Genomic DNA, 14485 nt, shown 5'->3' with positions numbered 1-14485 from the left:
CGGAGGAAAAAAACCAAACATTCTAGGAGGAAATTCACATGTCAGTAATTTCTATGAAACAATTACTTGAAGCTGGTGTACATTTCGGTCACCAAACTCGTCGTTGGAACCCAAAAATGAAGAAATTTATCTTCGTTGAACGTAACGGGATCTACATCATCGACTTACAAAAAACTGTTAAAAAATTAGAGGAAGCTTATGACTTCATGCGTCAAGTTGGTCAAGACGGTGGTAAAGTTCTTTTCGTTGGTACGAAAAAACAAGCACAAGAAGCGATCAAAGACGAAGCTGAACGTTCAGGCAACTACTACATCAACCAACGTTGGTTAGGTGGTACTCTTACAAACTTCGGTACAATCCAAAAACGTGTTGCACGTATGAAAGCTATCGAAAAAATGGAAGAAGAAGGAACTTTCGAAGTTCTTCCTAAAAAAGAAGTAATCCAACTTAAAAAAGAACACGAACGTCTAGTTAAATTCTTAGGCGGTATCCGTGATATGCACGATCTTCCAGACGTTATGTTCGTGGTTGACCCACGCAAAGAACGTATCGCTGTTGCAGAAGCTCGTAAATTAAACATCCCTCTAGTAGGTATTGTTGATACAAACTGTGATCCAGATGAAATCGACTATGTTATCCCTGCTAATGACGATGCTATTCGTGCTGTTAAACTTTTAACTGCTAAAATGGCTGACGCTTTAATCGAGTCAAAACAAGGTGAAGAAGAAGCTCCAGCTACAGAAGCTGCTGCTGAGTAATTCACGTTTACAAAAAGGTGATAAGTGGCTCAGAACCCTTATCACCTTTTTTAGAACCTATCACTAAAATAGTTTAACCAATTTGAGGAGGCAACACTAAATGGCAAACATTACTGCACAATTAGTAAAAGAATTACGCGAAAAAACTGGCGCTGGTATGATGGATTGTAAAAAAGCGTTAGTACAAACTGATGGTGACTTAGAAGCTGCAATCGATTTCCTACGTGAAAAAGGTCTTTCTTCAGCTGCTAAAAAAGCTGACCGTATCGCTGCAGAAGGTACTACTTATATTTTAGAAAAAGGTAACGAAGCAATTATTCTTGAAGTAAACGCTGAAACTGACTTCGTTGCGAAAAACGATAAATTCCAAGTGTTAGTTTCTTCTTTAGCTGAGCAATTACTTGCTGCTAAACCAGCATCAGTAGAAGCAGCTTTAGAGCTTGAAAATGCAGAAGGTGTAAAAATCTCTGACCAAATTTCAACAGCAGTTGCAACTATCGGTGAAAAAATTACACTTCGTCGTTACGAAATTAAAACAAAAACAGATGCAGATGCATTCGGTTCTTACCTACACATGGGTGGACGTATTGGTGTATTAGTATCTTTAGAAGGTTCTACAGATGCAGCAGCTGCAAAAGATATCGCTATGCATATCGCAGCTATTAACCCAACTTACGTTTCTCGTGAAGAAGTTTCTGCTGAAGAAGTTGAACGTGAGCGTAAAGTGTTAACTGAACAAGCTCTTAACGAAGGTAAACCAGAAAACATCGTTGCAAAAATGGTTGAAGGTCGTCTTGGTAAATACTTCGAAGACGTTTGCTTACTTGACCAATCATTCGTTAAAAACTCAGACCAAAAAGTACGTGACTTCGTTGCTACAACTGGTGGTACTGTAACTGGCTTCGTACGTTATGCTGTTGGTGAAGGTATTGAAAAACGTGAAGATAACTTCGCTGAAGAAGTAATGAACCAAGTTAAAGGTAACTAATTTGTAGACTAGTTCACTTGATGGATTGGCTTACATTTGATCCTAATCAAATAATAACTAGATTTTCTAGACAAAAATGGGGAACACAACATAACGTGTTCCCTATTTTTCCGAAAAGAGCGAGAAAACGCAAGAATTTTCTATTACCATTATTCACAGCTAGCAATTATTGTTAGATATACTATAATGGAAAAGGAAAAGAAATGTTTTAAATAAATGTCTGACGGAGGTTTACAATGAGTGTGCCACAATATAAACGAGTAGTTATTAAACTAAGTGGTGAAGCGTTAGCAGGAGAGGCTGGCTTCGGTTTATCACCAAAAATTATCAAGTCTGTTGCAGAAGAAGTAAAAGAAGTAGTAGATCTTGATGTAGAAGTTGCTGTTGTTGTAGGTGGCGGTAATATATGGCGTGGAAAAATAGGTAGTGAAATGGGCATGGACCGTGCGGCAGCTGACTATATGGGAATGCTAGCAACGGTAATGAACTCATTAGCATTACAAGATGCTCTTGAAAAATTAGGTATCGAAACACGCGTGCAATCTTCTATTGTGATGACACAAGTAGCAGAGCCATATATTCGTCGTAAAGCAGTTCGTCATTTAGAGAAAAAACGTGTTGTTATTTTTGCTGCAGGTACAGGTAACCCGTTCTTCTCTACAGATACAACAGCTGCATTAAGAGCAGCTGAAATTGACGCAGATGCTATTTTAATGGCGAAAAATAATGTAGATGGTGTCTATTCTGCAGATCCTAAAGTCGATACTACTGCCATCAAATATGATACACTCACATACTTAGACGTTATTCAGCAAGGGTTACAAGTAATGGACTCTACCGCTTCTACATTATGTATGGATAACGATATTCCGTTAATTGTCTTCTCAATTACGGAGCAAGGTAATATTAAACGTGCCGTACAAGGCGAGAAAATTGGAACAGTTGTTAGGAGGAATGCATAATGACTAAACAAGTATTAGATCAAGCAAAAGAAAAAATGAATAAATCAATTGCTGCTTTTTCCCGTGAATTAGCATCAATCCGAGCTGGTCGTGCAAACGCATCTCTACTAGATCGTATTTCTGTAGATTATTATGGAGCACCAACACCGATTAACCAACTTGCGGGTGTTGCTGTACCAGAAGCTCGTTTGCTAGTGATTACACCTTACGATAAAACAATTTTAGGTGAAATCGAAAAAGCAATTATGAAATCAGATATTGGTATTACACCGACTAACGATGGTTCTGTTATTCGTTTAATGATTCCTGCATTAACAGAAGAACGTCGTAAAGATCTTGTAAAACAAGTGAAAAAAGAAGCAGAAGATGCAAAAATCGCAGTACGTAATGTTCGTCGCGATGCAAATGATGATCTTAAAAAACTTGAAAAAGCTGGCGAAATCACAGAAGACGATTTACGTGGATATGGTGATGATATTCAAAAATTAACAGATGAGTTCATCGTGAAAGTAGATCAAGTAGCGAAAGAAAAAGAAAAAGAAATTCTAGAAGTGTAAGCAGGCGCTTTACATTTCTAAGATGGAACTTTTTGATGAGATGAAGGCGTCCTATATATTACAGGACGTCTTTTCTCTTTTATTATAAAAGTATTCATTCTTATCGATGCTACAATTCTCACTTGAAATGTATGAGCTGTAAGGTTTACTGAAGTAACACTAGTAAACTAGTTACCGTTTTTTCAGACTTACTAGCAGCTGTTGAATGTAGAAAGACATGATTTTCTTTGAGATATATGTTGTTCTAAAATAAGGTAGTTCATACATAGTCAATTAGAGGGAAAAAAAAGACAAAAGGCACTTTTGTTTGTTATGATAGGTTAGTATACGTCCGATTAGTTGTAGTGGGGGAGTTAGCATGTTTAAGAAGCTATTAGGTAAACAAGTAAATATGGATATACTATCATTGGAGGAACGTGTTGCCCTTTCGAAAAGCGAGCCGATTCCTGCCCATGTAGCGATTATTATGGACGGAAATGGACGTTGGGCTAAAAAACGCGCCATGCCACGTGTTGCTGGGCACCATGAAGGTATGAAGACGGTACGGAAGGTAACTAGATTTGCATCTGATCTTGGAATAAAAGTATTAACAGTGTATGCGTTCTCTACTGAAAATTGGAAACGACCAAAACCAGAAGTCGATTTTCTGATGCGTTTACCTGTTGAATTTTTGGGTTCTTTTTTACCGGAAATGATGGAGCGCAATGTGCGTGTTGAAATGATTGGGGATCCGTCGCTCTTACCAGCACATACACAAAAAGCATTGTATGAGGCTATGGAGGAGACGAAGCATAATACAGGGTTAATTTTAAATTTTGCTTTGAATTATGGCAGTCGCTCAGAAATGGTGAGCGCCATGAAAGCGATGCTTCAAAAAATTCAAGACGGTCAATTAACAATACAAGACATAAATGAGGAATGTATGACATCTCATTTAATGACAGCTCATCTACCAGAGCCTGACTTACTAATTCGTACAAGTGGTGAAGTACGATTAAGTAACTTTATGTTATGGCAACTCGCCTATACAGAGTTTTGGTTTACAGATACATTGTGGCCAGATTTTAGCGAGGAAAACTTTCTGGAAGCGGTGGAAAACTATCAAAAACGTAATCGCCGTTACGGTGGGTTGAAGGGAGAAGAAACATCTTGAAACAGCGAATAATTACAGCAATCATTGCAGCGGCACTGTTTATTCCATTTGTCATTTATGGAAAAGTGCCATTTACACTACTTGTGCTTGCAATGGCTGTTGTAGGCTTTTATGAAATACTAAAGATGAAAAGTATTTCGATTTTTTCTGTACCAGGGTTGGTTGGCTTACTAACCCTTATTATGCTCGTAATACCAAATAACTGGGCAAATGAGGTAGTACATGCAATTGGCTACTCATCTGTATTAATGGTTATTTATGGACTTGTAATGCTTTTACTGATTTATGTTGTCCTAGTAAAAAATAAAATTACATTTGACGAAGTTGGCTTTATTTTACTTGGCGCGTTTTATGTAGGATTAGGCTTCCATTATTTAATTGAAACGAGAAGCTACGGTCTTGAATTTGTTGTATATTGTTTACTTGTTGTATGGACAACAGATTCTGGCGCATATTTTGTAGGTAGAAAATTAGGTAAAAATAAGCTATGGCCAGAAATTTCACCGAAGAAAACGATTGAAGGCTTTATTGGTGGGATTGTGATTGCAGTTATTTTTGCGATTGCGATGCAAGCAATTTATCCATTTGCCAATGGATATGTTTCACTAATATTTATTACGATTTTTGCTTCCATCATTGGACAAATGGGTGATTTAGTGGAGTCAGCTATAAAGCGACACTTTGACGTGAAAGATTCGGGCAATATTTTACCAGGGCACGGCGGGATTTTAGATCGCTTTGACAGTTTGCTATTCGTAGTGCCTTTACTCCATTTTTTACATCTCTTCGGTAGCTAAATAAGCAAATTGAGTTGAGTTTATTTCATGAAAAATGATTTCAATGTGATTGATGAATATGCGAATAAGGACATTAATTCGCTTAGATAGAAAAAGGGGACGTTTTGTCGTGAAAAAAATTAGTTTATTGGGTGCAACTGGATCTATCGGTTGGCAAACCTATGATATTTTAAAAGAACAACGTGATGCATTTCAACTTGTAGCGTTTTCTTCAGGAAAAAACATAGAAAAAACACGTGAAATGATTGAAACCTTACAGCCTGAACTTGTATCTGTTCAGCTGGAGGAAGATGCACGTTTGCTAGCAAAAGACTACCCACATGTACATTTCACATTCGGTGCAAAGGGGCTTGTAGAGGTTGCTACACATCCTGATTCGACGATACTTGTCAATGCAGTGCTCGGTAGCGTTGGTCTTGAATCCACACTAGCTGCAATTCGCATGAGCAAAACTATTGCCATTGCCAATAAGGAAACGCTTGTAACGGCAGGACACTTAGTGATGGCAGAAGCGAAAAAATACAATGCTCCAATATTACCCGTTGATAGTGAGCATTCTGCTATCTTCCAATCAATGAATGGTGAAAATCCAAAAAATATTGAGCGTTTAATTATTACAGCTTCTGGTGGTAGTTTCCGCGACAAAACGCGTGAAGAGTTAAAACATGTGACGGTTGCGGATGCACTCAATCATCCAAACTGGTCGATGGGCGCGAAAATAACAATAGATTCCGCTACGATGATGAATAAAGGGCTTGAAGTCATAGAAGCACATGTCTTGTTTAATATGCCTTATGATAAAATTGATGTACTTTTACACAGAGAAAGTATTATTCACTCTCTAGTTGAGTATCATGATACTAGTGTTATTGCTCAGCTTGGTACACCAGATATGCGTGTCCCTATCCAGTACGCTTTAAGTTATCCAGACCGTATACCGCTTAATAATGGTCAACGACTTAATTTAGCGCAAATTGGTCAGCTTCATTTTAAAGAAATGGATTTTGAACGCTACCCAGCTTTGCGATTAGCCTTTGAAGCAGGGCGTACAGGAGGTACGATTTTAACTGCGATGAATGCGGCAAACGAAGCAGCAGTCGAAGCATTTTTACAAGGGAAAATAACTTTCCTTGAAATTGATGAAACAATTGAACGTATTATGCAGGGACACAATAATATTTTAGTGCCAGATTTACAAACAATTTTACATGTGGACAGAGAAACAAGAAAAATAGTGTTAGACATGGTAAAATAATTAAGACAGAAAGCTATCGTTAACTATTCGTTTTAAAAGAGGTGGGGTATTATGCAAACAGCCGTTGCATTTATTTTAATATTTGGCTTGCTCGTGTTTTTCCATGAACTTGGTCACTTCCTTTTTGCGAAGCGTGCAGGAATTATGGTTCGTGAATTCGCAATTGGTATGGGTCCGAAAATCTATGGTAAGACGCATGGTGAAACAATTTATACAGTCCGTTTATTGCCAATCGGTGGATATGTCCGCATGGCAGGAGAGGACATGGATGGTGTTGAATTACAGCCAGGTTACCGTGTAGGGATAATTGTCAATGAAGATAATATCGTGAATAAAATCATTTTTAATCAAAATAATAAACAATTGCCAGATTTATTATTTTTAGAAGTGGAACGTGCTGACTTAGAACGAGAGTTATTTATTGAAGGCTATGATGAAGAGGAAAATTTAGTTCGTTATAGTGTGGCAAGAGATTGTGTAGTTGTAGAGAATGGTAGAGAAACAGTAATTGCGCCATATGATCGTCAGTTTAACGCAAAAACAGTTGGTCAACGTGCAATGACAATTTTTGCTGGACCATTATTTAACTTCATACTAGCCTTTTTCATCTATATACTAATTGGCTTGTTAAATGGTGTCCCAACATATGAGCCTATTATTACAGAAGTAGTTGCAAACGATCCAGCAGCACAGGCAGGGATGCTTGCGGGGGATAAGGTTACATCTATCGATGGACAAGCTGTTGAAAAATGGCAAGACTTAGCTGCCATTGTACAAAAGCGCCCTGACCAAAATATTAATGTAACTGTTGAGCGCGGTGGACAAGTAGAAAATCTTAACATGACAGTGAAAGGCGTTAAGCAGAACGGCGAGACTGTCGGGCAAATTGGTGTTAAGTATGAAAGTCCTCGTGTATTTAATCCTATAAAGGCTGTCGTTTACGGAGCACAAGAAACGTATAATATGACAGTTCGGATTTTTGAATTATTAGGTATGCTTATTACGGGGCAATTTACAATTGATGCATTATCAGGACCAGTAGGTATTTATAAAACGACTGAGGAAGTTGCAGCGTGGGGCATTTTCGCATTAATGAATTTCGCAGCTATGTTAAGCATTAACCTTGGTATTATGAACCTTTTACCGCTTCCAGCGTTAGATGGCGGACGGCTCTTGTTCTTTGGCTTTGAAGCTGTAAGGGGTAAACCAATTGATCGTCAAAAAGAGGGAATGGTTCACTTCGTCGGCATCGTATTGCTGATGATATTAATGGTCGTTGTAACATGGAACGATATTCAACGATTCTTCTTCTAGCAAAATTAAACGACAGTTTGCTTTCGTATTTCCAATGTCTTAAGCTTATACAAAATAAACTTGAGACAAGGTTTTGCTAAAGTGAAATTAAATTGTAAAATAGCTTTGAACGCAATTTTTTTGAAACATTGCGTTCAAAGCTAAATTTGTTTATGCTAATTAGAGTATAAATTTATTTATTAAAAAGGTGGAACACTGAATGAAGCAAAGTAAAACATTTATCCCAACGCTACGTGAAGTACCTGCGGATGCAGATGTAAAATCACATAAGCAATTATTACGTGCAGGGTTTATTCGTCAAAATACAAGTGGGGTATATTCGTATTTACCGCTTGCAAAACGTGTGTTAACAAAAATCGAAAATATTATTCGTGAAGAGATGGAAGCCATTAACTCAATCGAATTATTAATGCCTGCATTGCAATCTGCTGAACTGTGGCAAGAATCAGGCCGTTGGGAAAAATACGGTCCAGAACTTATGCGATTAAAAGATCGTCATAATCGTGACTTTGCCTTAGGACCAACACATGAAGAAGTAATAACTACTTTAGTGCGTGATGAAATAAAATCATATAAAAAGTTGCCATTAACACTCTATCAAATTCAAACAAAATTCCGTGATGAAAAACGTCCTCGTTTCGGCTTATTGCGAGGAAGAGAGTTTATTATGAAGGATGCATATTCTTTCCACGCTTCACGTGAGAGCTTAGATGAAACATATGAAGATATGTATCGTGCATACTCTAATATTTTCTCACGCTTAGGCTTAAACTATCGTGCAGTAATTGCGGATGCTGGCTCAATCGGTGGTAAAGGTACCCATGAATTTATGGTGCTTTCTGAAATTGGAGAAGATACAATTGCTTACTCTGATACTTCAGATTATGCAGCAAATATCGAGATGGCAGAAGTGACTGTAGAGTATCAACCAACTAACGAAGAAGTAAAAGACCTTGAAAAAGTAGCAACGCCAGATCAAAAAACAATCGAAGAAGTATCTGCATTTTTACAAGTAGCACCATCAAATGTTATTAAGTCATTAGTATTTAATATAGATGATGAATTAGTTGTTGTCCTTGCTCGTGGTGATCATGAAATAAATGATATTAAATTAAAAAATGCGCTAAATGCTGGTTCTGTAGAGCTTGCTGATGAAGCGGCGATTCGTCAGTTACTAGGCTGTGGCGTAGGTTCTATCGGACCTGTAAAATTACCAGTAGACGTAAAAGTTGTTGCGGATCATGCCATTAAATCAATTCGTAACGGTGTAGCTGGTGCAAATGAGGACGGCTTCCACCTAGTTAATGTTAACCCAGAGCGAGATTTTGCCATTAATGAATACTTAGATATTCGCTTTATTCAAGAAGGAGACCCATCTCCTGATGGACAAGGTATCATTAAATTTGCAGAAGGTATCGAAGTTGGTCATATTTTCAAATTAGGTACAACATATTCTGAAAAAATGAATGGAACATTTTTAGATGAGCAAGGTAAGGCACAGCCGTTTATTATGGGATGCTATGGTATTGGCGTATCACGTATTTTAGCTGCTGTAGCGGAACATTTCCAAGATGAGAATGGTTTCACTTGGCCTACACAATTAGCGCCATATGATATTCATGTAGTGCCTGTTAATACGAAAGATGAAACACAAGTTTCATTAGCAAATGAGTTATATGGCTTACTAAAATCATATCGTTATGATGTACTTTTAGATGATCGTGCTGAACGTGCAGGCGTGAAGTTTGCTGATGCAGATTTAATTGGCTTACCAGTTCGTGTAACAGTTGGTAAAAAGGCAACTGAAGGCGTTGTCGAAGTAAAATTCCGTCAAACAGGCGAAACTTTTGAATGGAAAAAAGAAGAGGTCATTGATCGCTTAAATGAATTTTTCCGTAAAAATTAATATCCTTTGGGAAGGTTAAACTCAAAAGATATAGATGCTTATACGAATAGCATCTTTTAATGAAGAATGAGGATTAAGCAAACGAATTCGCGACACTCCTACGGGAAGCCAAGCAAATCTCACTGAACAAAACAATGTGAGATTTGCGGATTTGCCCGTGGAAAGGGAGCGAATTTTTTTGCTTCAAATTTGAATAGTATTCGCTAGATAAAAATAGAACAAGAGGCTATTAGGGCTGCCTCCTTCTCTTTAAATGAAAGTAGGTGTCGACCGATTGGAACAGCAACAAGAAGCAAGACAGAGATTACGAATGCTCTTGCAACAACTAGAGTTAACAGATGATGTATATATGTCTTTTTTTGAAGAAGGCGAGTTATCACGTCTAACGGTGCATAAAAAGAACAGACTCTGGCATTTTAATATTAAATTACGTGGCATACTTCCATTTCCGTTATATCAACTATTTCGTACACATCTAGCAGAAAAATTCGCTGCTATTGCGCAAATTGAAACAACCTTTGAAACAGTTGAAAAAAATGTTACGGAAGAACTTATCCAAACGTATTGGCTAACAGTAATTGAGCAAATCGACGATATGGCACCACCGTTAAAAAACTGCCTTGTTTCGCAAATCCCAATGTGGAATGGGCAAAAAATTATGGTATCCTGCAAGCAGGACATGGAGCTAATGATGCTGAAAACAAAATATGCAGAAAAGCTTGCAATGAGTTACAGTCAATTTGGTTTTCCGCAAATAGCGTTCGATTTTATGCTCCAAGAGGAAACGGATGAGATGCGTGAGGCGCAGCAAGCCTTTATCGAGCAAAAACGTTTAGAGGAAGCAGCAATGGCACAGCAAGCGATGCAAGACTTCCAAAAACGTGAGCAGGAGAAAAAGGACAATCCAGCATTGGCAGCGCTTGGCGATCGTCCATTCCAGCTTGGTATGCAAATTAAAGACGATGAAATTATGGAAATTAAGCGCATTGTGGAAGAAGAACGACGCGTCATTATTGAAGGCTTTGTTTTTGATACAGAAATCAGAGAGTTAAAAAGTGGCCGCTCACTTCTTCAAATTAAAATTACCGACTATACCGATTCAATCGTTGTCAAAATGTTCTCGCGTGATAATGACGATGCAGAACTGATGCAACATTTGAAAAAAGGTATGTGGGTAAAAGTGCGTGGCTCGGTGCAAACCGATACCTTTATTCGTGATTTAATTGTGATGGCAAATGATATTAATGAAATAAAAAAAGAAACACGACAAGATAAAGCGCCAGAAGGTGAAAAACGAGTAGAGTTACATTTGCATACACCGATGAGCCAAATGGACGCAGTGACGCCAGTAGATAGATTAGTGGCACAGGCTGCTAAATGGGGCCATCCAGCGATTGCGATAACAGACCATGCTGTAGTGCAATCTTTCCCTGATGCATATGGAGCGGGGAAAAAACATGGCATTAAAGTTATTTACGGTTTGGAAGCAAATTTAGTGGATGACGGTGTACCTATTGCATATGCTTCTGAGCATCGTGCATTAGACGAAGCAACTTATGTGGTCTTTGACGTCGAAACGACAGGTCTTTCTACTGCCTACGATACAATTATTGAGCTCGCAGCAGTAAAAATTAAAGGTGGCCATGTCATTGATAAATACGAAAGTTTTGCCAATCCACATCATGCACTGTCAGCAACGACTATCGAACTGACGGGCATTACAGATGATATGGTACGCAATGCACCTGAAGTGGAACAAGTTATCCATGAGTTCCATGCTTTTATTGAGGACGCTATCGTTGTGGCACACAATGCATCTTTCGATATGGGCTTCTTATATACTGGTTATAAAAAATACGGACTTGAAGACACAATTCACCCAGTAATTGATACACTAGAACTTGCCCGTTTGCTCCATCCAACAATGAAAAATCACCGTTTAAATACACTTTGTAAAAAATTCGGTATTGAATTAACGCAGCATCACCGTGCGATCTATGATACGGAAGCGACAGGCTATTTATTGCTGCATCTGTTAAAAGAAGCCGATGAACTAGGCATAAAATATCACGATGATTTCAATAAGCATGTTGGTGGTGGCGATGCATATAAAAAGGCGCGTCCGATGCATTGTACGATTTTAGCAGTCAATAATGACGGTTTGAAAAATTTATTTAAAATCGTATCCCATTCTCACACAAAAACGTTCTACCGTGTCCCTCGGGTAACACGCTCTACACTGGAACAGTATAGAGAGGGGCTATTAATTGGTTCAGGCTGTAGTAACGGTGAAGTGTTTGAGACAATGATGAATAAATCCCCAGAGGAAGCGGAAAAAGTTGCAAGATTTTACGATTATATCGAAGTGCAACCAAAGGCTGTTTATGCACCTTTAATTGAACGTAATGTCGTTCGTGATGAGTGGACAATTGAAGATATAATACGCAAGCTTGTTAAATTGGGGAAAAAAATGAATAAGCCTGTAGTCGCTACTGGCAATGTTCATTATTTAGATCCAAACGATGGCATGTTTAGACAAATATTAATTGGTTCTCAAGGGGGCGCCAATATATTAAATAAATCCAAGCTTCCTGAAGTACACTTTAGAACGACTGATGAGATGCTGAAGGACTTTGACTTTTTAGGTCCTGATCTTGCGAAAGAAATAGTTGTGACAAATACGCAAAAAGTCGCTGATATGATTGGCGATGTCAAGCCGATTAAGGACGATTTATATACGCCAAAAATTGAAGGCTCCGATGATGAAGTAACAAATTTAACGTATGAAATGGCACATCGTATATATGGTGAGGAATTACCTGAAATCGTAAAAGCACGTATTGAAAAAGAATTAAAGTCGATTTTAGGCCATGGATTTGGTGTTATTTACTTAATTTCCGCAAAGCTCGTAAAAAAATCTCTTGCTGACGGTTACTTAGTAGGTTCGCGTGGTTCGGTAGGTTCTTCATTAGTAGCAACCTTTATGGAAATTACAGAGGTAAACCCATTACCACCACATTATATTTGTCCAAATTGTAAGCATTCCGAGTTTTTCAATGACGGTTCGGTTAGCTCGGGCTATGACTTGCCAAACAAAGATTGTACTGAATGTGGCACACCATATAAAAAAGATGGGCAAGATATTCCGTTTGAAACGTTCCTTGGTTTTAAAGGGGATAAAGTTCCTGATATCGATTTGAACTTCTCAGGCGAATACCAACCGCAAGCCCACAACTATACGAAGGTTTTGTTTGGTGAAGATTATGTATTCCGTGCAGGAACGATAGGTACTGTTGCGGAAAAAACAGCATACGGCTATGTGAAAGGTTATGCGAGCGACAACAATCTGCATTTCCGTGGTGCTGAAGTAGACCGTTTAGTACAGGGCTGTACAGGCGTTAAACGGACAACAGGGCAACATCCAGGTGGGATTATTGTAGTACCAGATTATATGGATATTTATGATTTCTCGCCAGTACAGTTCCCAGCAGACGCACAGGATTCAGAATGGAAAACAACGCACTTTGATTTCCACTCTATTCATGACAATATTTTAAAGCTCGATATTCTTGGGCACGATGACCCGACCGTAATTCGGATGTTACAAGATTTATCTGGAATTGACCCAAAAACAATCCCAACAGATGATCCGTTCGTTATGAAAATTTTTAGCTCGCCTGAATCTCTAGGGGTGACAGAAAAACAAATTGGGTGTAAGACAGGTACATTAGGTATTCCAGAATTCGGTACACGATTTGTCCGTCAAATGCTAGAAGATACAAAGCCATCTACATTCTCAGAGCTTGTCCAAATTTCAGGACTTTCGCACGGTACGGATGTATGGCTAGGTAATGCGCAGGAGCTTATCCAAAATGGAACATGCGTATTAAAAGAAGTAATCGGCTGTCGTGATGACATTATGGTATATCTAATATACCAAGGACTTGAACCGTCTTTAGCCTTTAAAATTATGGAGTCAGTTCGTAAAGGGAAAGGCTTATCAGAAGAATTTGAAGCAGAAATGCTAGCAAATAAAGTACCTGGATGGTATATCGAATCTTGTAAAAAGATAAAATATATGTTCCCTAAAGCCCATGCCGCTGCCTACGTTTTAATGGCAGTACGTATTGCTTGGTTTAAAGTGCATTTTCCAATCTTATATTATGCTGCCTACTTCACAGTAAGAGCAGATGATTTTGATTTAATTTCGATGACACAAGGTTCACAAATGATTCGTGCAAAAATAGATGAAATTAACATCAAAGGCCTAGATGCTTCTACAAAAGAGAAAAACTTACTGACGGTAATGGAGCTTGCACTAGAAATGTGTGAGCGAGGCATGAACTTCCAAAAGGTTGATTTATATCGTTCGCAAGCTAGTGAGTTTATTATTGATGGCAATTCCTTAATCCCACCTTTTGATGCGATTCCAGGACTTGGAACGAACGTTGCCAAAACAATTGTAGCTGCACGTGAGAATGGCGAGTTTTTATCGAAAGAAGATTTACAACAACGAGGTCGTGTGTCGAAAACATTAATTGAGTATATGGATCAATTAGGTTGTCTGGAAGGCATGCCTGATGCGAATCAGTTATCGCTTTTCTAGGAAGCGCTCGAAACGTAAATTAAGCTCATTTGCATTGTAGCGTGAATTGTGCTATTCTTATGGTAATAATTTGTTGATAGTTTTCCAGCAAAAGAGTGGGGCATTCCCGCTCTTTTCTGTTGTTATACCGAAGCAAAGCAAATTTTTTAGACTAACAGCAGGTAAGACCGTCAAATTTCACCAACCCTA

Annotated in this window: 10 protein-coding genes; all 10 read left to right on the top strand. The window is 38.3% G+C overall.

Features of this window, described 5'->3' with window-relative positions; genetic code table 11:
- Positions 1-38: 38 nt before the first annotated feature.
- The 10 genes from rpsB (at position 39) to JNUCC52_RS08275 (ending at position 14296) form a co-directional block, all read left to right on the top strand.
- Entirely contained in the window at positions 39-758 is a 720-nt protein-coding gene (rpsB, locus tag JNUCC52_RS08320) for a 30S ribosomal protein S2 (RefSeq protein WP_024362006.1), read from the top strand.
- Between the two features lie 100 nt (positions 759-858).
- Positions 859-1746, top strand: coding sequence for a translation elongation factor Ts (tsf, locus tag JNUCC52_RS08315; protein WP_173477735.1), 888 nt, complete (start codon positions 859-861; stop codon positions 1744-1746).
- Between the two features lie 236 nt (positions 1747-1982).
- The gene (gene pyrH, locus JNUCC52_RS08310; RefSeq protein ID WP_173477734.1) at positions 1983-2708 is read left to right on the top strand and encodes a UMP kinase; all 726 of its coding nucleotides are present in this window, start codon (positions 1983-1985) and stop codon (positions 2706-2708) included.
- Positions 2708-3265 (top strand): ribosome recycling factor, encoded by a 558-nt coding sequence (gene frr / locus JNUCC52_RS08305; RefSeq protein ID WP_173477733.1) that lies wholly within the window; start codon positions 2708-2710, stop codon positions 3263-3265. The genes pyrH and frr overlap by 1 nt, the downstream gene beginning before the upstream one ends.
- A gap of 358 nt (positions 3266-3623) precedes the next feature.
- Positions 3624-4418: an undecaprenyl pyrophosphate synthase gene (gene uppS / locus JNUCC52_RS08300; RefSeq protein ID WP_173477732.1), complete on the top strand. Its 795-nt coding sequence runs from the start codon at positions 3624-3626 to the stop codon at positions 4416-4418.
- Positions 4415-5215, top strand: a complete 801-nt coding sequence (locus tag JNUCC52_RS08295) for a phosphatidate cytidylyltransferase (RefSeq protein WP_173477731.1) — start codon at positions 4415-4417, stop codon at positions 5213-5215. Before uppS ends, JNUCC52_RS08295 begins: the two co-directional genes overlap by 4 nt.
- Before the next feature lie 109 nt (positions 5216-5324).
- A complete protein-coding gene (dxr, locus tag JNUCC52_RS08290) occupies positions 5325-6470 on the top strand; it encodes a 1-deoxy-D-xylulose-5-phosphate reductoisomerase (protein WP_337981903.1) in 1146 nt (381 codons plus the stop codon).
- A gap of 51 nt (positions 6471-6521) precedes the next feature.
- Positions 6522-7784 carry an RIP metalloprotease RseP gene (rseP, locus tag JNUCC52_RS08285; RefSeq protein WP_173477729.1) on the top strand — a complete coding sequence of 421 codons (1263 nt, stop codon included), beginning with the start codon at positions 6522-6524 and terminating at the stop codon, positions 7782-7784.
- Positions 7785-7983: 199 nt separating this feature from the next.
- Complete coding sequence (locus tag JNUCC52_RS08280; protein ID WP_337981902.1) at positions 7984-9690, top strand: proline--tRNA ligase; 1707 nt, start codon at positions 7984-7986, stop codon at positions 9688-9690.
- Positions 9691-9964: 274 nt separating this feature from the next.
- On the top strand, positions 9965-14296 hold the full coding sequence (locus JNUCC52_RS08275; protein WP_173478116.1) for a PolC-type DNA polymerase III: 4332 nt from the start codon (positions 9965-9967) through the stop codon (positions 14294-14296).
- The last annotated feature ends 189 nt before the right edge of the window (positions 14297-14485 follow it).

The sequence above is a fragment of the Lysinibacillus sp. JNUCC-52 genome, from assembly GCF_015999545.1.
In the GTDB taxonomy this organism is placed as follows: domain Bacteria; phylum Bacillota; class Bacilli; order Bacillales_A; family Planococcaceae; genus Lysinibacillus.
This window is presented reverse-complemented; position numbering and strand designations above follow the sequence as displayed.

Coding starts and splice junctions, on each gene's coding strand:
- rpsB (WP_024362006.1), top strand. CDS start 39: ATGTCAGTAATTTCTATGAAACAATTACTTGAAGCTGGTGTACATTTC.
- tsf (WP_173477735.1), top strand. CDS start 859: ATGGCAAACATTACTGCACAATTAGTAAAAGAATTACGCGAAAAAACT.
- pyrH (WP_173477734.1), top strand. CDS start 1,983: ATGAGTGTGCCACAATATAAACGAGTAGTTATTAAACTAAGTGGTGAA.
- frr (WP_173477733.1), top strand. CDS start 2,708: ATGACTAAACAAGTATTAGATCAAGCAAAAGAAAAAATGAATAAATCA.
- uppS (WP_173477732.1), top strand. CDS start 3,624: ATGTTTAAGAAGCTATTAGGTAAACAAGTAAATATGGATATACTATCA.
- rseP (WP_173477729.1), top strand. CDS start 6,522: ATGCAAACAGCCGTTGCATTTATTTTAATATTTGGCTTGCTCGTGTTT.
- JNUCC52_RS08280 (WP_337981902.1), top strand. CDS start 7,984: ATGAAGCAAAGTAAAACATTTATCCCAACGCTACGTGAAGTACCTGCG.